Annotated in this window: 23 protein-coding genes; 14 read left to right on the forward strand and 9 right to left on the reverse strand. The window is 58.7% G+C overall.

Annotated features, from left to right (window positions below):
* From AC1DSG_RS08640 to AC1DSG_RS08650, 3 genes are all read right to left on the reverse strand, one after another.
* The coding region (locus AC1DSG_RS08640) for an alpha/beta fold hydrolase (protein ID WP_477790504.1) at nucleotides 1-713 on the reverse strand (713 nt) is incomplete at its 3' end.
* Complete coding sequence (locus AC1DSG_RS08645; protein WP_477790505.1) at nucleotides 713-1,495, reverse strand: class II aldolase/adducin family protein; 783 nt, start codon at nucleotides 1,493-1,495, stop codon at nucleotides 713-715. The genes AC1DSG_RS08640 and AC1DSG_RS08645, both read right to left, overlap by 1 nt.
* A gap of 189 nt (nucleotides 1,496-1,684) precedes the next feature.
* A complete protein-coding gene (locus AC1DSG_RS08650) occupies nucleotides 1,685-2,137 on the reverse strand; it encodes a flavodoxin (RefSeq protein ID WP_477790506.1) in 453 nt (150 codons plus the stop codon).
* A 100-nt stretch (nucleotides 2,138-2,237) separates the two neighbouring features.
* Between AC1DSG_RS08650 and AC1DSG_RS08655 the strand changes: the two genes are divergently transcribed.
* Together AC1DSG_RS08655 and AC1DSG_RS08660 are read left to right on the forward strand one after the other, a co-directional pair.
* Nucleotides 2,238-2,714, forward strand: coding sequence for a PAS domain-containing protein (locus tag AC1DSG_RS08655; RefSeq protein WP_477790507.1), 477 nt, complete (start codon nucleotides 2,238-2,240; stop codon nucleotides 2,712-2,714).
* Nucleotides 2,715-2,762: 48 nt separating this feature from the next.
* Entirely contained in the window at nucleotides 2,763-3,368 is a 606-nt protein-coding gene (locus tag AC1DSG_RS08660) for a hypothetical protein (RefSeq protein WP_477790508.1), read from the forward strand.
* Between the two features lie 3 nt (nucleotides 3,369-3,371).
* Here AC1DSG_RS08660 and AC1DSG_RS08665 read toward each other — a convergent pair whose 3' ends face one another.
* On the reverse strand, nucleotides 3,372-4,331 hold the full coding sequence (locus AC1DSG_RS08665) for a MerR family transcriptional regulator (RefSeq protein ID WP_477790529.1): 960 nt from the start codon (nucleotides 4,329-4,331) through the stop codon (nucleotides 3,372-3,374).
* Nucleotides 4,332-4,541: 210 nt separating this feature from the next.
* On the opposite strand from AC1DSG_RS08665, the gene AC1DSG_RS08670 reads away from it, so the two are divergent.
* The 7 genes from AC1DSG_RS08670 to AC1DSG_RS08700 all read left to right on the forward strand — a co-directional run bounded on the left by AC1DSG_RS08670 (nucleotide 4,542) and on the right by AC1DSG_RS08700 (nucleotide 9,050).
* The gene (locus AC1DSG_RS08670; protein WP_477790509.1) at nucleotides 4,542-5,111 is read left to right on the forward strand and encodes an antibiotic biosynthesis monooxygenase; all 570 of its coding nucleotides are present in this window, start codon (nucleotides 4,542-4,544) and stop codon (nucleotides 5,109-5,111) included.
* Nucleotides 5,112-5,197: 86 nt separating this feature from the next.
* Nucleotides 5,198-5,908, forward strand: coding sequence for a dihydromonapterin reductase (gene folM, locus AC1DSG_RS08675; protein WP_477790510.1), 711 nt, complete (start codon nucleotides 5,198-5,200; stop codon nucleotides 5,906-5,908).
* 21 nt (nucleotides 5,909-5,929) lie between these two features.
* The gene (folE, locus tag AC1DSG_RS08680; protein WP_477790511.1) at nucleotides 5,930-6,508 is read left to right on the forward strand and encodes a GTP cyclohydrolase I FolE; all 579 of its coding nucleotides are present in this window, start codon (nucleotides 5,930-5,932) and stop codon (nucleotides 6,506-6,508) included.
* On the forward strand, nucleotides 6,508-6,879 hold the full coding sequence (folX, locus tag AC1DSG_RS08685; protein WP_027924563.1) for a dihydroneopterin triphosphate 2'-epimerase: 372 nt from the start codon (nucleotides 6,508-6,510) through the stop codon (nucleotides 6,877-6,879). Before folE ends, folX begins: the two co-directional genes overlap by 1 nt.
* 97 nt (nucleotides 6,880-6,976) lie before the next feature.
* Complete coding sequence (locus tag AC1DSG_RS08690) at nucleotides 6,977-7,273, forward strand: DUF1244 domain-containing protein (RefSeq protein WP_477790512.1); 297 nt, start codon at nucleotides 6,977-6,979, stop codon at nucleotides 7,271-7,273.
* Complete coding sequence (locus tag AC1DSG_RS08695) at nucleotides 7,266-7,604, forward strand: HopJ type III effector protein (protein ID WP_477790513.1); 339 nt, start codon at nucleotides 7,266-7,268, stop codon at nucleotides 7,602-7,604. The genes AC1DSG_RS08690 and AC1DSG_RS08695 overlap by 8 nt, the downstream gene beginning before the upstream one ends.
* A 195-nt stretch (nucleotides 7,605-7,799) precedes the next feature.
* Complete coding sequence (locus tag AC1DSG_RS08700) at nucleotides 7,800-9,050, forward strand: 2-aminoadipate transaminase (protein WP_477790514.1); 1,251 nt, start codon at nucleotides 7,800-7,802, stop codon at nucleotides 9,048-9,050.
* A gap of 192 nt (nucleotides 9,051-9,242) precedes the next feature.
* Here the strand turns inward: AC1DSG_RS08700 and trxB are convergent, their stop codons facing one another.
* Nucleotides 9,243-10,205, reverse strand: a complete 963-nt coding sequence (gene trxB / locus AC1DSG_RS08705) for a thioredoxin-disulfide reductase (RefSeq protein WP_223516535.1) — start codon at nucleotides 10,203-10,205, stop codon at nucleotides 9,243-9,245.
* A 313-nt stretch (nucleotides 10,206-10,518) separates the two neighbouring features.
* Here trxB and cysZ point away from each other — a divergent pair, with 313 nt between their 5' ends.
* Nucleotides 10,519-11,271: a sulfate transporter CysZ gene (gene cysZ / locus AC1DSG_RS08710; RefSeq protein WP_477790515.1), complete on the forward strand. Its 753-nt coding sequence runs from the start codon at nucleotides 10,519-10,521 to the stop codon at nucleotides 11,269-11,271.
* Between the two features lie 40 nt (nucleotides 11,272-11,311).
* Complete coding sequence (locus AC1DSG_RS08715; RefSeq protein WP_477790516.1) at nucleotides 11,312-12,511, forward strand: glycosyltransferase family 4 protein; 1,200 nt, start codon at nucleotides 11,312-11,314, stop codon at nucleotides 12,509-12,511.
* 117 nt (nucleotides 12,512-12,628) lie between these two features.
* On the opposite strand, the gene AC1DSG_RS08720 is transcribed toward AC1DSG_RS08715, so the two are convergent.
* The 3 genes from AC1DSG_RS08720 to AC1DSG_RS08730 all read right to left on the reverse strand — a co-directional run bounded on the left by AC1DSG_RS08720 (nucleotide 12,629) and on the right by AC1DSG_RS08730 (nucleotide 14,979).
* The gene (locus tag AC1DSG_RS08720; protein WP_477790517.1) at nucleotides 12,629-13,732 is read right to left on the reverse strand and encodes an NADH:flavin oxidoreductase; all 1,104 of its coding nucleotides are present in this window, start codon (nucleotides 13,730-13,732) and stop codon (nucleotides 12,629-12,631) included.
* Between the two features lie 156 nt (nucleotides 13,733-13,888).
* Nucleotides 13,889-14,371, reverse strand: coding sequence for a glutathione peroxidase (locus tag AC1DSG_RS08725; RefSeq protein ID WP_007942723.1), 483 nt, complete (start codon nucleotides 14,369-14,371; stop codon nucleotides 13,889-13,891).
* A gap of 122 nt (nucleotides 14,372-14,493) precedes the next feature.
* Nucleotides 14,494-14,979, reverse strand: a complete 486-nt coding sequence (locus tag AC1DSG_RS08730; RefSeq protein ID WP_008150718.1) for an FKBP-type peptidyl-prolyl cis-trans isomerase — start codon at nucleotides 14,977-14,979, stop codon at nucleotides 14,494-14,496.
* Here AC1DSG_RS08730 and AC1DSG_RS08735 point away from each other — a divergent pair.
* From AC1DSG_RS08735 to AC1DSG_RS08745, 3 genes are read left to right on the forward strand one after another with little or no spacing between them, the layout of a single operon-like run.
* Nucleotides 14,948-15,286 carry a DUF3565 domain-containing protein gene (locus AC1DSG_RS08735; RefSeq protein WP_477790518.1) on the forward strand — a complete coding sequence of 113 codons (339 nt, stop codon included), beginning with the start codon at nucleotides 14,948-14,950 and terminating at the stop codon, nucleotides 15,284-15,286. The two genes, AC1DSG_RS08730 and AC1DSG_RS08735, sit on opposite strands and share 32 nt — an antisense overlap.
* A 60-nt stretch (nucleotides 15,287-15,346) precedes the next feature.
* Nucleotides 15,347-17,446 carry a phosphate acetyltransferase gene (pta, locus tag AC1DSG_RS08740; protein ID WP_477790519.1) on the forward strand — a complete coding sequence of 700 codons (2,100 nt, stop codon included), beginning with the start codon at nucleotides 15,347-15,349 and terminating at the stop codon, nucleotides 17,444-17,446.
* Nucleotides 17,447-18,352, forward strand: a complete 906-nt coding sequence (locus AC1DSG_RS08745) for an acyltransferase (protein WP_477790520.1) — start codon at nucleotides 17,447-17,449, stop codon at nucleotides 18,350-18,352.
* Nucleotides 18,353-18,520: 168 nt separating this feature from the next.
* On the opposite strand, the gene cysN is transcribed toward AC1DSG_RS08745, so the two are convergent.
* Nucleotides 18,521-20,419: a sulfate adenylyltransferase subunit CysN gene (cysN, locus tag AC1DSG_RS08750; RefSeq protein ID WP_477790521.1), complete on the reverse strand. Its 1,899-nt coding sequence runs from the start codon at nucleotides 20,417-20,419 to the stop codon at nucleotides 18,521-18,523.
* Between the last annotated feature and the right edge of the window lie 22 nt (nucleotides 20,420-20,441).

Genomic DNA, 20,441 nt, shown 5'->3' on the forward strand with positions numbered 1-20,441 from the left:
CCATCAATGACGCGCAACGGCACTTCACCGCGCTGCATGGCGCCGATCCAACGCTCGCGCTGTACTCGCCGCTCTGGAATATACGTGATGAGCTTGTGCATGATCCGAGGGCCGTGATTGCTGTTGATCAGCCCCCAGAAATCATCCATCTCACTTTCCGTCGGACGGGTCATCCGACCGAAAATCTGCCGAAAACTCTTCACCAGCGCGTCACGCGTGAAGGCACGGCCAATCATCCAGCCCAAGGGGCTGAGCAACAGTTTTTGCGCCAACAAAGGGCGATGGGTTTCCGGAAACAGGCCGCCGTTGAGGAACACACAACTGGCAATATGAATGCGGGGGTCGTAATGCCGGGCCAACAGCTCCTGCGCCACGCTGTCGCCGTAGTCATGGGCCAGTATGTGCACCGGCTGTGTGACACTCAAATGCGCCAGCAATGCCTGTTGCAAATCAGCCTGTTGGAGCAGGCTGTATTCGTGGTTCACCGGTTTGGCGGAGTCGCCGAAGCCGAGCATGTCGCAGGCAATGACCCGATAGCGCTGCGCCAGTGGTTGCCACAGGTAATGCCAATCCCAACTGGCGGTCGGAAAACCATGGATAAGCAACAGCGGCTCACCCTGCCCGGCCGTCCAATAGCGGATCGTCTGGCCACGGAATATAAAAGTCTGGCCGCGTTTGCGCCAGACACACAGCGGGATCTCGGCGAGTGGCATTAGAGTTTATATCCCGGGTCTTGTTGATCGAGTTTGCGTAGCAGTGCTGGCCAGGCCAACGCGCCACCCATCCCTTGAGCACTTTTGGTCACGCCGGCGATCATCGCCCTGGCGCCCGCCAGAATCTGCGGTTCAATGGTGATCAATTCGGCGCCGCCGTTCTGCGCCATCACCTGGATATCGCAGGCACGCTGGAAGGTAAACATCATCAGGAACGTGTCGGCGATGCTGCTGCCACAGGTCAGCAAACCGTGGTTGTGAAGCATCAGGAAATTGTTTTCACCGAGGTCGGCTTGCAGACGCGCCTTTTCTTCATGGTTCAGCGCCACGCCTTCATACGCGTGGTAAGCCAGGCTGGACAGGACAAACAAGGCTTGCTGGCTGATCGGCAGAATGCCCTGCTTTTGCGCCGAGACCGCCACGCCGGCAGCGGTGTGGGTGTGCAGCACACAGACCACATCGTGGCGAACTTCATGCACGGCGCTGTGAATGGTGTAACCCGCCGGATTGATGTCGTAAGTACTGTCCATCAGCTTGTTGCCGGCCTGATCAACCTTGACCAGGCTCGACGCGGTGATCTCATGAAACATCAGCCCGAACGGGTTAATCAGAAAATCTTCGGTGCCCGGCACCTTGGCCGAGATGTGCGTAAAAATCAGATCATCCCAGCCATGCGCGGCGACCAAACGATAACAGGCCGCCAGATCGACGCGGGTTTGCCACTCGGCGGCACTGACCTGGCCTTTGACACTGTGGGGCGACTGGACGGGGGCAACATTCACGGCATGACCTCCTGTTATTATTGTTGTGCTGTCGTTATGCCAGTCTAGTCAGCCCCCGGTCTTCGTGTAGTTGCATTGGCAGCCAGCTTGATGGCCTAGCGAGTCAGTGGCGCAATGAACCTGGATCCGTGTCAAAGGCCCGACGCCAATAACCTATTCAGCAATTTCGTACCATGACGAACCCGATTTTCACTGCAACGCGCTGACCAAATCTGCCAACCAGGGCTCGGCATCGGTTTCCGGGGTCACACTTTCGCTGGCGTCCAGGCGCAGCATGGGCAGCACTTCACGCAGGCCTAGCTCACCGAACAATTCACGCATTTGCTCGCCACCGCCACAGAAGGTATCGCCATAGCTCGCATCGCCCAGGCCGATGACCGCCCCCGGCAGACCGCGCCAGGCGGCGGGCAACTGATCACGAATTTGCGAATACAACGGTTGCAGGTTGTCCGGTAATTCGCCCATGCCAGTGGTCGACGTCACCGCCAGAAACGCTTGCGGTTCGAAAGCCAGTACATCGGCCAGTGACGCGCGTGGGTTGTGCATTGTTTCGAAACCGGCGGAGTTCAAAATACTCGCGGCGTGACGGGCGACTTCTTCGGCGGTGCCGTATACCGAGCCGGAAAGGATGGCGACTTTCATCAATCTGATCCTGAAACTGAGTGAAAACCGGATATTAACAGCACGACCCGTATTGTTCTTTTAGAATGCTGCGCTCAATCACTGCGGAATGGATTCTCCGATGATCAATGCTCAGCTGCTGCAAATGGTGATCAATGCTTCCAACGACGGCATCGTGATTGCCGAAAAGGAAGGCGAGCAGGACAACATCCTGATTTACGTCAACCCGGCATTCGAACGTCTGACGGGGTACACCAACGAAGAAATCCTCTATCAGGATTGTCGCTTCTTGCAGTCCGGTGACCGGGACCAGGAAGCACTTGCCACCATTCGTGAGGCGCTGAACAAGGAAGGATCCTGCCGGGAAATCCTCAGGAACTACCGCAAGGACGGCACCCCCTTCTGGAATGAACTCTCGCTGTCGACGGTGAAAAACCCGAACGACGGGCAGACATACTTCGTCGGTGTCCAGAAGGACGTCACGACCCAGGTCAAAGCGCTGCAACGTGTTGCGCAACTGGAAGCCCAGTTGGCCGAGGCACACGCCGAGCTTTCTGCGCTGAAAGCGACGAACGGCCTAAACAAAACTGTGAATTGATGGTCATTTACTACAATCACCAATGACTTCGTATCTTTCGAGCAAGCCATGCAGCGCGACGCACTCCTGACTCAGGACGAACTGGATTTCATCCAGACCATGCAGCACAACCCACAGCTCAATGTGCGGGATGCGACGTCGAGCCTGCTGGTTAATAGTGGTTCGCAGATACGTGATTTGCTCACGCGCCTCGCGGCTCATGAGCAAGTCACCATTCAGGCCCATTTCGAAAATCAGCAAATGACCTTTCCGCTGCACTTGGTGGAAGACGAGTTTCACGCGCTGCATTTACGTTTGGGCGTGCCTAGCATTTACGAGGACGGGCCAATGGCTCGTCCTTGGCGCCTGGTACTTGAAGAACCTGTGGCGCTGGAGAATGCCAAAGGCCAGCCAGGCGCAATGTATGTGCACGAAATCTCGTTCAAAGGAGTTTTACTGGAAGTCCGCAACAAGACCAAGCCACCCAAACACTTTGCCTTGTGGTTCAGCCCGTCAGGCTACGAACGGATTGCATTGCGCGGCACCTTTGAGCGTGAAACCGAGCAAGGCTTCGTTGCCTACGAATTGAGTCAGTCTGACAAGGACGAAACCGAGCGTCTGCGCCAGTACATCCTTCAGCAACATCGCCTGACACACCCCGCGCTGCACATCTGAATTTCAGGTATCAAGGTTTCCCGCCAGGTACTGTTTCAGACGCTGGCGCATTACCCTTGCGTCGTTCCCCAGACACCCGATCGATGATCCGGCCAGGCTTTCTTGCGCCAGGTCCGACGCATCCCCCGCCAGCAACAGCTGACAGTCGAGGCTCATGGCCAGCCGGTTCAAGCGACGCGGCAGCTCCGGGGAAGGTGCATGATTGGACACTAGCACCAGCGCCGCAGGTTTTACCCTCTCACAGACCAGCGTCAACTCGTCGAAGGGTTGTCCGATAGCGAGAAGCTGTATCGCCAGATCGACACTGCTCAGATACAGGCCGGTGACCAGGACGTCCAGCTCACGGGCCTGATCGGCCAAGGCGCAGACAATCACTCGGCGAGGTTGCATGACACGTACCAGCAGCAGGCGTTGCAACACACGGGAACGCAGAAAAGCATCCATAAACAGCCACTCGCTGGTCTTACCGAACGTTTCATGCCGCAGAAGCAATTGCTTCCAGACCGGAAGCAAAATGTCCTGAAACACGACCGTCAACGGGTAACTGGAAAAAATCTGACCATAGAGTTGCTCCAGCCGAACCTCGTCAAAGGCGCTGACCACCGCCTGAACCTGCTGTTGCCATTGGGCGTAATCAGCCTGAACGAGTTCGGTGGGAATGATCTGCGCCAGCGCCTTGAGCGGTTCGGTTCTGGCCAGGATCTTGCCGACTTTGCTGACCGCAACGCCGCGGTCGATCCAGTCGAGAATGCTGCGAACCTTCTCGATATCGTTCATCGAGTACAGCCGATGCCCACTTTCGGTGCGCGTGGGCTGGATCAAACCATAACGCCGCTCCCAGGCGCGCAGCGTTACCGGGTTGATGCCCGTCAGACGCGCTACCTCACGAATAGGAAAGAGCTCCTCCCGATCAAGGGACAGATCCGATTGCGAGGAGGAAGTAACGTCAGTCAGGACAGGCATCAGATAGTCGGCGTCCATGGAAAATTGGATCCCATTCTAACTCTTCTGCCGCATAACAATTCAACAGCTTGATAATCGACGAATCACGCTGGTGTATTAGCCAGAATCAGGAATAATCCTTGCTTGTCTCAAAGCGCAGCCCACCACCCCGGCGTTGCGCCTGGCGAAACTCCTACCCGGAGTACCGCAACTGTCATATGGAGATACAAAATGTCTACCTCACCCGTCACGTTGATGGTTGCGCGCCGCGTTGCCGAAGGACGCTACCAGGACTTGATGGTCTGGTTGCGCGAAGGTGAACAACTGGCCACCGATTTTCCCGGCTATCTGGGCTCCGGCGTACTTGCTCCGCCGCCCGCCGATGACGAATTCCAGATTATCTTCCGCTTTGCTGACGAGCAGACCCTGCACGCTTGGGAGCACTCTGCGTCGCGCACGGCTTGGCTGGCGCGTGGCAGCGACCTGTTTGACCACAAGACGGAACATCGCGTCAGCGGCATCGAGGGCTGGTTCGGCGCGGTCGGTCAGCGCCCGCCACGCTGGAAACAGGCAGTGGCGATCTGGTTGGCGTTCTTTCCAGTGTCCCTGTTGTTCAACTTTGTCCTCGGGCCGTTGCTGAGCGAGATGAGCCTGCTGCCGCGGGTGTTCATCGGCACGCTGTGCCTGACGCCGTTGATGGTCTACTTCTTCATTCCATTGTCRACCCGTCTGCTAGCCAATTGGCTGAACAGCGCGGCACCACGGCCGCTGCCCTCCCAGCCCCTCCCACAAAATCGATGATCCCAATGTGGAGGGGGTAGCCCCACGGTAGGTGAATGACGCCGCGCGCTGGTATAGTTTTGCTCTTACCGCGACGCGAGCCGTTCATGACCTCTTCCGCAGCCCCCATCCTCATCACCGGTGCCGGCCAGCGTGTCGGCCTGCATTGTGCGCAGCGTTTGATTGAAGACGGCCAGCGGGTGATTTTCAGCTACCGCAGCGAACGCCCCGGCGTCCAGACGCTGCGTGATCTGGGCGCCACCGCAGTGTTTGCCGACTTCTCCACTGAAGCCGGGATCCTCGCGTTCATCAGCACCCTGAAAACCCACACTCACAGCCTGCGGGCGATTGTCCATAACGCCTCCGAATGGCTGACCGAATCACCGGACACTGAAGCTGCCGCCTTTACCCGCATGTTCAGCGTGCACATGCTTGCGCCTTACTTGATCAACCTGCACTGTGCCGACTTGCTGCAGCGCTCAAGCCCGGCAGATATTGTGCACATCAGCGATGATGTGACCCGCAAGGGCAGCAGCAAGCACATCGGCTATTGCGCCAGCAAAGCCGGGCTCGACAGCCTGACCCTGTCCTTCGCCGCGAAATACGCGCCGACAATCAAGGTCAACGGCATCGCGCCCGCCCTGCTAATGTTCAACCCCGAGGATGACGCGGCTTACCGCGCCAAGGCGCTGGCCAAGTCCGCGCTGGGCATCGAACCCGGCAGCGAAGTGATCTACCAGAGCCTGCGCTATTTGCTCGACAACCCTTATGTCACCGGCACCACCCTGACCGTCAACGGCGGACGGCACATCAAATAAGATGCCCCGCGAGGATTTTCCATGACGCTAACCCTGCACCAGAACGCCCTGTCCCAGAGCTACCGCGAGATTCTCATCGGTCTCGGTGAGAACCCGGATCGCGAAGGCCTGATCGACACCCCGGTGCGCGCGGCCAAAGCCATGCAGTACCTCTGTCATGGGTACGAACAAAGTGTCGAAGAGATCGTCAACGGCGCACTGTTCGCCTCCGACAACGATGAAATGATCATTGTCGACAACATCGAGTTGTACTCGCTCTGTGAACATCACCTGCTGCCCTTCATCGGCAAGGCCCATGTGGCTTATATTCCAACGGGCAAGGTGCTGGGCCTGTCGAAAATCGCGCGGCTGGTGGACATATTTGCCCGCCGCCTGCAAATCCAGGAAAACCTCACCCGGCAAATTGCCGAAGCGGTGCAACAGGTGACCAATGCCGCCGGCGTCGCGGTGGTCATCGAAGCCCGGCACATGTGCATGATGATGCGCGGTGTCGAGAAACAGAATTCGACCATGAACACCTCGGTGATGCTCGGCGCCTTCCGCGAGTCGAGCAACACCCGCCAGGAGTTCCTGCAATTGATTGGACGGAGCACGTCGTAATGCCACAACTTCAACCAGGAATGGCACGCATCCGGGTCAAGGACCTGTGCCTGCGGACCTACATCGGAATCAACGAGGATGAAATCCTCAACAAGCAGGATGTGCTGATCAACCTGACCATCCTGTATGCGGCCCAGGAAGCGGTGCGTGACAACGATATTGATCACGCCCTGAACTACCGCACCATCACCAAGGCAATCATCGCCCACGTGGAGGGCAATCGCTTTGCGCTGCTCGAACGCCTGACCCAGGAAATCCTCGATCTGGTCATGGCCAACACGTCGGTGCTGTACGCCGAAGTTGAAGTCGACAAGCCTCACGCGCTGCGATTCGCCGAATCGGTGTCGATTACGCTTGCGGCAAGCCGCTAAGCTTCAAGCTTCAAGCTTCAAGCGTTAAGCTACAAGCCACCGCAATCCACTTGCAGCTTGAAGCTTACCGCTTAAAGCTGCCTCGCAGAGGCCCCCCATGACCGATCAACAACGCCTGGAACTTGAAGCCGCCGCCTTTCGCCGGCTGGTGGCCCATCTGGACAGCCGCAAGGATGTCCAGAACATCGACCTGATGAACCTCTCCGGTTTCTGCCGCAACTGCCTGTCCAAGTGGTACAAGACCGCCGCCGACGAACGCCAGATCGACGTCAGCCTCGATGATGCCCGTGAAGTGGTTTACGGCATGCCGTACGCCGAATGGAAAGCCCAATACCAGCAAGAAGCCAGCGCCGAACAGCAAGCGGCGTTTGCCAAAGGAAAACCAAATGAGTGATTTGAACACCCTGCGCACCCGTCTCAAAAGCGGCGAACACGTCTTTGCCGATACCTTGGCCTTCATCGCCGCCGGTTACGACTATCAACCACAGGCTTTCAACAACGGTGGCGTGGAAAACGCGGCCGGCCAGAACGAAGGTTCGTGCAAGACCCTGGGTCTGGCGCTGCTGGAAGGCCTGAGCGATGAAGAAGCGCTGCTGGCGTTTGGCGAGCATTACCGTTCGGTGGTCGCAACGCCTGATGGCAGCGACCACGGCAATATTCGCGCATTGATTGCCCACGGGTTGGCCGGCGTGAAGTTCACTCAGCAGCCACTGACTCGCCGCTAAACGCTTTTTCTGTAGGAGCAAAGCTTGCTCGCGATAGCGATCTCAGAGACGCCATCGCCGGCAAGCCGTGCTCCTACAAGGGCCGCAACACATCCCGACTTTTAAGATTGACCCGGCAACTTTATTTCGTTTGCCGGGCACCGCTGCTCACGGCTTAGATAAAAAGAAGCATCCCTTCTTCAGAGTCGGTCATCCATGAGCAGCGAATCCATCAGCCAGTCGATCAACATCGTTCATCCTGTCACGCTCAGCCACGGCAAAAATGCCGAGGTCTGGGACACCGATGGCAAGCGTTACATCGACTTCGTCGGCGGCATCGGTGTACTGAACCTCGGCCATTGCCACCCGCGTATCGTCGACGCCATCCGCGAACAAGCCACCCGACTGACCCACTACGCATTCAACGCCGCCCCGCATGTGCCTTACATCGAGTTGATGGATCGCCTGAGCGCTTTCATTCCGGTGGACTACCCGGTCAGCGGCATGCTCACCAACAGCGGCGCGGAAGCGGCGGAAAACGCCCTCAAAATCGTCCGTGGCGCCACCGGCCGCACCGCCGTGATCGCCTTCGACGGCGCGTTTCACGGTCGTACGCTCGCCACCCTCAACCTCAACGGCAAAGTCGCTCCCTACAAACAGAAAGTCGGCGTGCTGCCAGGCCCGGTGTTTCACTTGCCGTATCCGAGCAAGGACAACGGCGTGACCTGTGCCGAAGCGATAAAGGCCATGGATCGCCTGTTCAGCGTCGAGATCGATGTGAACGACGTCGCGTGCTTTATCGTCGAACCGGTGCAGGGTGAAGCGGGCTTCCTGGCGATGGACGTGGAGTTCGCCCATGCGCTGCGCAAGTTCTGCGATGAAAAGAACATTCTGCTGATCGCTGATGAAATCCAGTCTGGCTTCGGCCGCACCGGCCAGCGTTTCGCATTCTCGCGACTGGGCATCGAGCCGGACTTGATCCTGCTGGGCAAAAGCATTGCCGGCGGCGTGCCGCTGGGTGCGGTGGTCGGGCGCAAAGCGTTACTCGACACCTTGCCCAAGGGCGGTCTGGGCGGTACTTATTCGGGCAACCCCATTGCTTGCGCCGCTGCGCTGGCGACGCTGGATGAAATGACCGACGCTAATCTGCACGCTTGGGGCTCRCAGCAGGAAGAAGCGATTGTCAGCCGCTACGAAGCCTGGCGCGAAAGCAAACTTTCACCTTATCTGGGTCGATTGACTGGCGTGGGTGCGATGCGTGGCGTCGAGTTGATCAACGCCGACGGGACACCGGCATCGGCGCAGTTGACGCAGCTACTGAGCCTTGCGCGGGACGCAGGGTTGCTGCTGATGCCGAGCGGCAAGTCGCGCCATATCATCCGCCTGCTGGCGCCGTTGACTACCGAAGCCTCGGTACTGGAGGAAGGGCTGGACATCCTTGAGGCCTGCCTGAAGAAATTGTCCTGAACCCAAAGTCCGGGCAAGCCACATACCCCCTGTGGGRGCGAGCTTGCTCGCGATGGCAATTCATCATTCAACATTGATGTCGACTGATACACCGCTATCGCGAGCAAGCTCGCYCCCACAGGTTCTTTGTTCGGCCACAAAATCGCGGGCACAAAAAAACCGGCCGAGGCCGGTTTTTTCATTTCAACGATCTCAGAACTTGGCGTTTTGCAGGTCGTCCAGGTAACGCTCGGTGTCCAGTGCTGCCATGCAGCCGGCACCGGCCGAGGTGATGGCCTGACGGTAAACGTGGTCAGCCACGTCACCGGCGGCAAAGATACCTTCGACGCTGGTCGCCGTTGCATTGCCTTCACGGCCGCCTTGCACCACCAGGTAGCCGTCTTTCAACGTCAGCTGACCTTCGAACAACGAGGTGTTCGGGGTGTGGCCGATGGCGATGAACACGCCGTCGACTTTCAGTTCGTCGAAGCTGCCGTCGTTGTTCTTCAGGCGGGCACCGGTCACGCCCATGTTGTCGCCCAGTACTTCGTCCAGGTTCGAGTTCAATTTCAGCTCGATCTTGCCTTCGGCAACCCGGGCATTGAGCTTGTCGATCAGGATTTTCTCGGCGCGGAAGGTTTCGCGACGGTGGATCAGGGTCACCTTGCTGGCGATGTTGGCCAGGTACAGGGCTTCTTCAACAGCGGTGTTGCCGCCGCCGACCACAGCCACAGGCTTGTTGCGATAGAAGAAACCGTCGCAGGTCGCGCAGGCCGAAACGCCTTTGCCCATAAATGCTTCTTCGGACGGCAAGCCCAGGTAACGAGCGCTGGCGCCAGTGGCGATGATCAGAGCGTCGCAAGTGTAGGTCGCGCTGTCGCCGACCAGGGTGTATGGCTTGGAAGCGAAGTCCACGGCATTGATGTGATCGAAAACGATCTCGGTTTCAAAGCGCTCGGCGTGTTCTTTCATGCGCTCCATCAACGCCGGGCCGGTCAGACCGTGGACGTCGCCCGGCCAGTTGTCGACTTCGGTGGTGGTGGTCAGTTGACCGCCGGCTTGCATGCCGGTGATCAGCAGTGGCTTGAGGTTGGCACGGGCGGCGTAGACCGCAGCGCTGTAACCGGCAGGGCCGGAACCGAGAATAATCACTCGCGAATGACGGGCTTCAGACATGACCTGCTCCTGTTGACCGGCCCTGAACACCGGGCGCGGAACGCCGGGTTGCCGGCGGGAATAAAAAAGGACCGTGGTTGACCTTGGGGAAGGTTTGAGAACGACAGTCCTGCAAAAAGATTGGGTGCAGCGTATCGAGGGGGCGAAGATTAAGGAAATACGGTTTAACAATCCAGCTCATAGGTGGTCTCTATCCCACTGCCGAGACTCTATAGACGTCTTTGTTACAGTGAATGTCGATTCCCCTGCCGCGCTTTCCCCCTTCTGGCAAAGCCGGTAAGGTCGGCGCGATTACCTCTGCCCGGAGCACGTTATGCCCGCACCTGTCCTGTCCGGACCGCAATACCTGCGCGAAGGCCTCAAGCTGGTTCTGAGCCCCAGCCTGCGTTTATTCGTGTTGTTGCCACTGGCAATCAACCTGGTGCTGTTCGTCGGATTGATTTATCTGGCCGGCCATCAATTCAGCCTGTGGGTCGATACACTGATGCCGACCCTGCCCGAGTGGCTGAACTTTCTCAGCTACATCCTCTGGCCAATTTTTGTGGTGCTGGTGGTGTTGATGGTGTTTTTCACCTTCACCATGCTCGCCAACGTCATCGCCGCGCCGTTCAACGGCTTCCTTGCGGAAAAAGTCGAAGTGGTGGTGCGCGGCACCGACGATTTCCCGGCCTTCAGCTGGGGTGAGCTGACCGCCATGATCCCGCGCACCCTGGCMCGGGAGATGCGCAAACTGGGCTACTTCCTGCCGCGGGCAATCGGGCTGTTCATCCTGTCCTTCATCCCGGTGGTCAACATTATTGCCGCACCGCTGTGGCTGCTGTTCGGGGTGTGGATGATGGCGATCCAGTACATCGACTACCCGGCGGATAACCACAAACTGGGCTGGAACGAGATGCTCGCCTGGCTGCGGCAGAAACGCTGGCAGAGCATGAGCTTTGGCGGCAGCGTGTATCTGGTGCTGCTGATCCCGGTGGTGAACATCCTGATGATGCCGGCGGCCGTGGCCGGGGCGACGCTGTTCTGGGTGCGTGAGCGCGGGGCGGAAAATCTGGTGGTCCAGCGCTGATCGGGTCACAAATCCATCATCAAAGCGCCACAATGCCGACATGGCCTCAGCCGACACTGAGGTCATGACGACAGCTCTGCATATCACCCTGATCACTGAAACATTCCCACCGGAAATCAACGGCGTGGCCAATACCCTCGGCCGCTTGTGCGATGGCTTGCGCGCGCGCGGGCATCAGGTGGAATTGGTGCGGCCACGTCAGGTGTCTGATCGGCAGCTGAGCAGTGACGATGATTTGCTGTTGTGTCGCGGCTGGCCGCTGCCGGGTTATCCGGGTTTGCAATGGGGTCAGTCTTCGATGCACAAGCTGCTAAGGCGCTGGACGCGGCATCGCCCGGACGTGTTGTACATTGCCACCGAAGGACCTCTGGGCTTATCTGCGTTACGCGCAGCACGGCGGCTGGGGATCTCGGTGGTCAGCGGCTTTCACACCAACTTTCAGCAGTACTCCAGCCAATACGGGCTGGGGTTGCTGACCCGATTGCTGACTCATTACCTGCGCTGGTTCCACAACCGCTCGACCCTGACCTTGGTGCCGAGCCCCAGCCAGCGCATGGAGCTTGAGCGTCGAAGCTTCGAACGCTTGGCATTGCTCTCTCGGGGCGTCGACAGCCAGTTGTTTCATCCGAGCAAAAGACTCGCATTGCTGCGCGAACAGTGGGGATTGGCCGAAGATGACATTGCGGTCATTCATGTCGGGCGCTTGGCCCCCGAGAAAAACCTGGGTTTGCTCAAGCGCAGTTTTGACCTACTGAAAGCCACTTATCCACAGCGCAACCTGCGTTTGATCGTAATCGGCGACGGCCCGCAACGGACGGCACTGGAGCAGGAACTGCCCGCAGCGGTTTTCTGCGGCTCACAACGCGGTGAAGCGTTGGCCAGTCACTACGCCTCAGGTGATGTGTTCCTGTTTCCGAGCGTGACCGAAACCTTTGGCAACGTGGTGCTTGAAGCACTGGCGTCTGGATTGGGGGTGGTGGCATACGACCAGGCGGCAGCAGCCCAGCATATTCGCCATGGCTACAATGGCGTGCTGGCGATGCCGGGGGATGAAGAGGCGTTCTGCGATGCGGMAGTGTGGCTGCTGGAAGAACGCGAGACTTTGCGTTGCGTGCGGCTGAATGCGCGCCAGCATGCGAGCCGCCAGGGTTGGGCGGCGATTATCGAGCAGTTTGAGGGGCAGTTGCGGGGGGCTTGTGTCCGGGAAGTGGCGGTACCTGAGGCACAGACCTTATCCTGACCGTTCGGTGACATTGAGTCCGTCTTCGCGGGCAAGACCGCTCCTACAGGGGTTCTGCGTCGTGCACAGAACCTGTGGGAGCGAGCCTGCTCGCGAAGAGGCCCTTCCAGTCGCCGCTTAAACCAAAGTCATCAACGCCTCACGGCTGAACGGCAGGATGTCTTCTTCACGCCCGTCGCGTACTTTCTGCGCCCAGTCCGGGTCTACCAGCAACGCACGACCCACAGCCACCAGGTCGAATTCGTCGTTGTTCAAGCGCTCCAGCAGTTTTTCCAGGCTCGCCGGCTGGGCGATCTTGTCGGTGTTGACCATGAATTGCAGGAACTCGCCATCCAGGCCCACGCTGCCCACGGTGATGGTCGGCTTGCCGGTGAGTTTGCGGGTCCAGCCTGCCAGGTTCAGCTCGGAACCGTCGAATTCCGGCTCCCAGAAGCGGCGTGTCGAGCAGTGGAAAATGTCCACGCCGGCATCCGACAACGGCTTGAGGAATTCACCCAGTGCTTCTGAGGTTTGCACCAGGCGCGCGGTGTAATCCTGCTGCTTCCACTGCGAGAAGCGAAAGATAATCGGGAAGCCTTCACCGACTGCCGCGCGCACGGCTTGAATTAGTTCGATTGCGAACCGTGAACGGTTGGCCAGATCGCCACCGTATTCATCTGTGCGCTGGTTGCTGCCTTCCCAGAAGAACTGGTCGACCAGATAACCGTGGGCGCCGTGGATTTCCACGCCGTCCATGCCAATGCTCTGGGCATCTTTGGCGGCTTGGGCGAATGCAGCGATCACGTCCTGGATGTCTTGCTTGGTCATGCCGTGAACCACGACCTGACCGTCTTTCAATTTTTCAGACGGCCCGTAACCCGGAACGCTGGCATCCGGCTCAGTGCCGATACGACGCACACTGCCAACGTGCCACAGTTGCGGAACGATCTTGCCGCCTTCGGCATGCACGGCGTCGACGACTTTCTTCCAGCCGGCCAGCGCCGCTTCACCGTAGAAATGTGGCACGTTCGGGTAGCCGTTTGAGGCCTTGTGACCGACGGTCGTGCCTTCGGTGATGATCAGACCCACACCGGCAGCGGCGCGACGGCGGTAGTACTCGATCACTTTGGAATTGGGTACGCCGCCCGGCGAAAACGAACGGGTCATCGGCGCCATGACGACACGAGTCGGCAGTTCAAGGGAGCCGAGATGGAACGGTTTGAACAGGGCTTTGACGGGCATGGGGCACTCCACGAAAACGATATCGACGGGACATAAATTTTATGACGGCGATAATATGCGCAGTGGCGAGCGATGCCCAGCACTATTGATCCGGGTGATTAAGGGTCAAAAGGCAAGCGTAAAAAATCGCAGCCCGAGGGCTGCGATTTTTGGGGTTCAACTCAGTGCTTTTTCAATCGCATGAACGATCGTCGGATCATCCGGTGCCGTACGGGGCGAAAACCGCGCCAGCACACGACCGTCCTTGCCCAGCAGGAATTTTTCGAAGTTCCAGGTAATGTCACCCGGAAATTCTGCACCCTCGCCTGCCAGCAGGCGATACAACTGATGACGCTCATGACCGTTGACTTCCAGCTTGCTGGACAACGGAAAGGTCACGCCATAGTTGAGGCTGCAAAACTCCTGAATCTCTTTCTCGGAACCTGGCTCCTGCCCGGCAAACTGGTTGCATGGCAAGCCGAGCACGCTGAAACCTTTACCTTTGTATTGCTGGTAAAGGTTTTCCAGCGCCGCGTACTGTGGGGTCAAGCCACATTTGGAGGCGACGTTGACCACCAGCACGACTTGCCCCTTGAAGGGCGCCAGCGGTAGCTCCTGTCCATCCAAGGCTGTCAACTTAAGATCGTGAAAAGCACTCATGACGAACTCCAAATTCCCGTGTTCTTCTCGAAACAGCCACTTGGTAATGCCACCAAGGACAGCCGCGGACTAAAAAGGCGCCCTCGGGCGCCTCTCCAGTTCTCTGAGCTTAGCGCAGAAAATCAGTGGTGATGGCCACCTTCGCCATGGACGTGACCATGAGCGATTTCTTCCTGGCTGGCGTCACGGATGTCGATGATCTTGACCTGGAAATTCAGGCGCTGACCAGCCAACGGGTGGTTGCCGTCAACGGTGACATCGTCGCCGTCCAGATCGCGAATGGTGACGATCTGCATCTGGCCGTCCGGCGCGGAAGCGTGGAACTGCATGCCCACTTCCAGTTCATCGACGCCTTCGAACATGCTGCGGCTCAGGGTGCTGACCAGTTCGGCAGCATATTCGCCATAGGCATCTTCAGGTTCAACGGCTACGGTCAGCTCGTCGCCGACGGTTTTGCCTTCCAGCGCCTTTTCCAGGCCCGGGATGATGTTACCTGCGCCTTGCAGGTAGACCAGCGGCGCGCCACCGGCGGAGCTGTCGATGACCTCACCAGCGTCGTTGGTCAGGGTATAGTCGATGGAGACAGCCTTATTGGCGGCGATCAGCATGGGGCGAGACCTTTTGCATAAGAATGAAGAAAGGCCAAGTTTAGCGAAGCCATCGTCCGAAAGCGAACACAACCCGGACGGAAGGTTCGAGGCGCCTGGCGTAACGGTCACGGGCTTCCATCAGGATGAGGACGGGCATTGGGTGGCCGAGCTTTCTTGCGGTCATGCCCAGCACCTGCGCCATCAGCCACCGTGGCAATCGCGTGCCTGGGTCCTGGACCCCGCGCAACGCATTGAAAAAATAGGCCAGCCCTTTGATTGCGGTTGGTGCGCACAAGGGCCGGTTAGCGATAACCTTGACGACTGAATTTCGGTAGATCGTCAGGTATAAACGATCGCCTTTGCCATGCTCCCTTAGAGAATCCGCATGCAAACTTTTTTTATCGCGCCCACCGATTTTGGTGTGGGTCTGACCTCCATCAGCCTCGGGTTGGTGCGCACGCTTGAGCGCGCCGGCCTCAAAGTCGGTTTTTTCAAACCGATTGCCCAGCCACATCCGGGCGATACCGGACCTGAACGCTCCACTGAACTGGTGGCCCGCACCCACGGCTTGAAGCCGCCTCAGCCGCTGGGTCTGGCACACGTCGAGCGCATGCTCGGTGATGGTCAGCTGGATGAACTGCTCGAAGAAATCATCACCCTCTATCAGCAAGCCGCTGTCGGCAAGGATGTGCTGGTCGTCGAAGGCATGGTCCCGACCCGCAGCGCCAGCTACGCCGCGCGGGTGAATCTGCATTTGGCCAAGAGCCTGGATGCCGACGTGATTCTGGTCTCTGCGCCGGAAAGCGAAGCCCTGACCGAACTCTCCGGTCGCGTGGAATTGCAGGCGCAATTGTTCGGCGGCCCGAAAGACCCGAAAGTCCTCGGCGTGATCCTTAACAAGGTCAAGACCGATGAAAGCATGGACGTCTTCGCCACACGCTTGAAGGACCACTCGCCGTTGCTGCGCAGCGGTGATTTCCGTCTGCTGGGCTGTATTCCGTTCCGGCCGGAATTGAATGCGCCGCGCACCCGCGACGTGGCCGATTTGATGGGAGCGCAAATCCTCAATGCCGGTGATTACGAAACCCGGCGCATGACCAACATCATCATCTGCGCCCGTACCATGCGCAACACCGTGGAGCTGCTCAAGCCCGGTGTGCTGGTGGTAACGCCCGGTGATCGCGATGACATCATCCTTGCCGTCAGTCTTGCCGCCATGAACGGCGTGCCATTGGCCGGCCTCCTGCTGACCAGCGACACCCTGCCCGACCCGCGCATCATGGACCTGTGCCGTGGTGCGTTGCAGGCGGGTTTGCCGGTGCTGTCGGTGAGTACCGGCTCCTACGACACCGCCAATCAGTTGAACGGTTTGAACAAAGAGATCCCGATCGACGACCGCGAGCGCGCGGAGATCATCACCGACTTCGTCGCCAGCCACCTCGATGCCAACTGGCTGCATCAGCGCTGCGGCACCCCGCGTGAGATGCGCCTGTCGCCCGCCGTGTTCCGCTACCAATTGATCCAGCGCGCCCAGGCGGCCAACAAACGCATCGTGCTGCCCGAAGGCAGCGAGCCACTGACCGTGCAAGCGGCGGCGATTTGTCAGGCGCGTGGCATTGCCCGTTGTGTGCTGCTGGCCAAACCGGCAGACGTCGAAGCCGTGGCTCGCGCGCAAGGCATCGAGCTGCCACCGGGGCTGGAGATTCTTGACCCGGACCTGGTCCGCGAACGCTACATCGAGCCGATGGTCGCCCTGCGCAAAAGCAAAAGCCTCAACGCGCCGATGGCCGAGCAGCAACTGGAAGACACCGTAGTGATCGGCACCATGATGCTGGCGCTGGATGAAGTCGACGGCCTGGTGTCCGGGGTCATTCACTCCACGGCCAACACCATCCGCCCGGCCCTGCAGCTTATTAAAACGGCGCCGGGCTGCACCTTGGTGTCGTCCGTATTCTTTATGCTGTTTCCGGAAGAAGTGCTGGTCTACGGCGACTGCGTGATGAACCCGCACCCGAGCGCCAGCGAACTGGCCGAAATCGCCCTGCAAAGCGCCGACTCGGCTGCCGCGTTCGGCATCACCCCGCGCGTGGCGATGATCAGCTACTCCAGCGGAGAATCGGCGAGCGGAGAGGAAGTCGAGAAAGTGCGCGAAGCGACGTTACTCGCCCACGAGCAGCAGAACTCGCTGCTGATCGACGGCCCATTGCAGTACGACGCCGCCGCCAACGAAACCGTGGCCCGACAACTGGCACCGAACAGCCAGGTCGCCGGCCGTGCCACGGTGTTCGTGTTCCCCGACCTGAACACCGGCAACACCACCCACAAAGCCGTGCAACGCAGCGCTGACTGCGTGAGCCTCGGTCCGATGCTGCAAGGCCTGCGCAAACCGGTGAACGACCTGCCGCGCGGTGCGCAAGTSGATGACATCGTCTACACCATCGCSYTGACCGCGATCCAGGCTGCCAACCGACCTATGGATGTTTAAATGCTGGATTTTCTGCCTGCCGCCGTACGCGGCGTGATTGCATCGTTGTTGTTGGCCCTCAATACCATTTTGCTGTGCTCGTTTCTGTTCTGCGTGGCGATTTTCAAGGTGCTGCCATTCGCCATCACCCAACGCTTCACGCTCTGGTTGATGAGCCACACCCATGAGGCCTGGATCAGTAACAACAAAGCGTGGATGAACCTGGTTTGCCGTACCCGCTGGCACCTCAGCGGCCTGGAAGGCCTGGACTATCAGCACTCGTACCTGATCACCAGCAACCACCAGAGCTGGGTCGACATCATGGTGCTGCAATACGTGCTCAACCGGCGTATTCAGCCGCTGAAGTTTTTTCTCAAGCAAGAGCTGATCTGGGTACCGGTAATTGGTCTGGCGTGGTGGACGCTGGGCTTTCCGTTCATGAAGCGCTACTCCAAGGCCTATCTGGAAAAGCACCCGGAGAAAAAAGGCAAAGACCTGGAAACCACCCGCAAGACCTGCGCGAAGTTTCGCAATAGCCCGGTGGGAATTTTCAATTTCGTTGAGGGCACACGCTTCACCGAAGGCAAGCATGCGCAGCAGAAATCACCGTTCAGGTATTTACTCAAACCCAAGGCTGGCGGTATTGCGTTTGTACTGGATGCGATGGGTGAGCAGCTGGAGTCCATCGTCAACGTAACGATTCACTATCCGGGTGGACGTCCGGGGTATTGGGATTTGCTCTGCGGGAATGTGAAGGATGTTGTGGTGCATTTTCAGGAGCTGAAAATTCCGCCGCAGTTTATCGGCAAGAACTACGACCAGGATGGGGAGTATCGATTGCAGTTTCAGGGGTGGATCAATCAGTTGTGGCTGGACAAGGATGCACAGCTGGAGCAGATGCATCGCGAATACCCCGATAAACACTGACCTACTGTGGGAGCYAGCCTGCTGGCGATAGCGGGTTCACATTCAGCAGATTTATTGCCTGAATCACCGCAATCGCTAGCAGGCTAGCTCCCACAGTTGACCGAGTTGAGCCACAAAAAAACCCGCCGATGATCACTCATCGACGGGTTTTTTATTAACGGCTAACGCTTAGATCGCGCCACGCTGACGCAACAGATCCAGCACTTGCTTGACGCTTTCTTCCAGCGACAGCGACTGGGTATCGACCACAAGGTCGGCGTCCAGCGGCACATCGAACGGGAAGGAATCGCCCGGGATGTTATCCCCGGCCGCCGCGTACAGACCTTGCGGGTCACGCTCGGCGCAAACAGCCGGCGAGGCCTGCACGTAAACGGTCAGCAAACGCTCCTTGCCGATCAGCTCCCTGGCTTGTTCACGACCTTCAGCACTTGGCGCAACGAATGCAGCCAGAGTCAACAGACCGGCTTCGTTGAACTGACGCGCAACGTGGGCCGCACGACGCCAGTTCTCCGTACGCCCGGCGCGATCCTGCGGCAGACCTTTGTTCAGGTCATGACGCAGGTTCTGGCCATCCAGTACAAACACCGCACGGCCCATGTCGAACAGTTTGCGTTCAACCGCGTAGGCCAAGGTGCTTTTGCCAGCGCCCGACAGGCCGCTGAACAACACGGTGGCCGGTTGCTGGCCGAAGCGCTGCGCGCGTTCTTCGGTGGCAACGTGAGCCAGCTTGCCATGGTGCGTAGCGCTGCCATGTGCCACTGGCTGAGCGATGATCATGCCGGCGGCGACGGTGCCATTGGTCAAACGATCAATGACGATAAACGAACCGGTGGTGCGGTTACTCGCGTAACCGTCCAGCGCGATGGCCGCGTCGAGGCTGATCTTGACCCGACCGATCTCGTTCAGCTGCAAGGCGCTGGCCGGACCTTCTTCCAGGGTGTTCACGTCAACGCGGTTGACAATGCTGGTGATCGAACCCGGCACATAGGTCGTGGCGCGCTTGATGTCGTATTTCTTGCCCGGCAGCATCGGTTCTTCGGCCATCCACACCAGCATGGCGTCGAAGGCGTCGGTCACTTGCGGCAGGTTGTCGGCGTGTACAAGCAGGTCGCCGCGGGAGATGTCGATTTCGTCTTCCATGGTCAGCGTCACAGCCTGACCCGGACCTGCGTGCTCCAACTCACCTTCGAAGGTGACGATGGATTTCACCCGGCTGCTCTTGCCCGACGGCAGCACAACGACTTCGTCGCCCTTGTGCACGACGCCGCTGGCCAGGGTCCCGGCGAAACCACGGAAGTTCAGGTTCGGACGGTTGACGTACTGCACCGGGAAACGCAGATCGGTGTAGTTGCGGTCGCTGGCGATTTCGACGGTTTCAAGAATTTCCATCAGCGACTGGCCGGTGTACCACGGCGAGCGTTCGGACTTGTTCACCACGTTGTCGCCCTTGAGCGCCGACATCGGCACGAAGGCCATGGTGGTCGGCTTGAAGGCGATGCCTTCGGCGAACTTCAGGTAATCGGCCTTGATCGACTCGAATACTTTTTCGTCGAAGCCATTGAGGTCCATCTTGTTGATGGCGACCACGATGTGTTTGATGCCCAGCAACGAGGCGATAAAGCTGTGGCGACGGGTCTGGGTCTGCACGCCGTAACGGGCGTCGACCAGGATGATCGCCAGGTCACAGGTGGACGCACCAGTGGCCATGTTGCGGGTGTACTGCTCATGACCGGGGGTGTCGGCAATGATGAATTTGCGTTTGGCGGTGGAGAAGTAACGGTAAGCGACATCGATGGTGATGCCCTGCTCACGCTCGGCTTGCAGGCCGTCGACCAGCAAGGCCAGATCGATGTCATCGCCGGTGGTGCCGACTTTTTTCGAGTCGCGGGTAATGGCTTCCAGGTGATCTTCGTAGATCATCTTGGAGTCGTGCAGCAGGCGCCCGATCAGGGTGCTTTTGCCGTCATCGACGTTGCCACAAGTCAGAAAGCGCAGCATTTCCTTGCGTTCGTGCTGGCCCAGGTAGGCGAGGATGTCCTCGCTGATCAAATCAGATACGTGACTCATTGCATTCGAGCTCCAAGCTGTA

It is taken from the genome of Pseudomonas sp. P5_A12 (assembly GCF_056400685.1).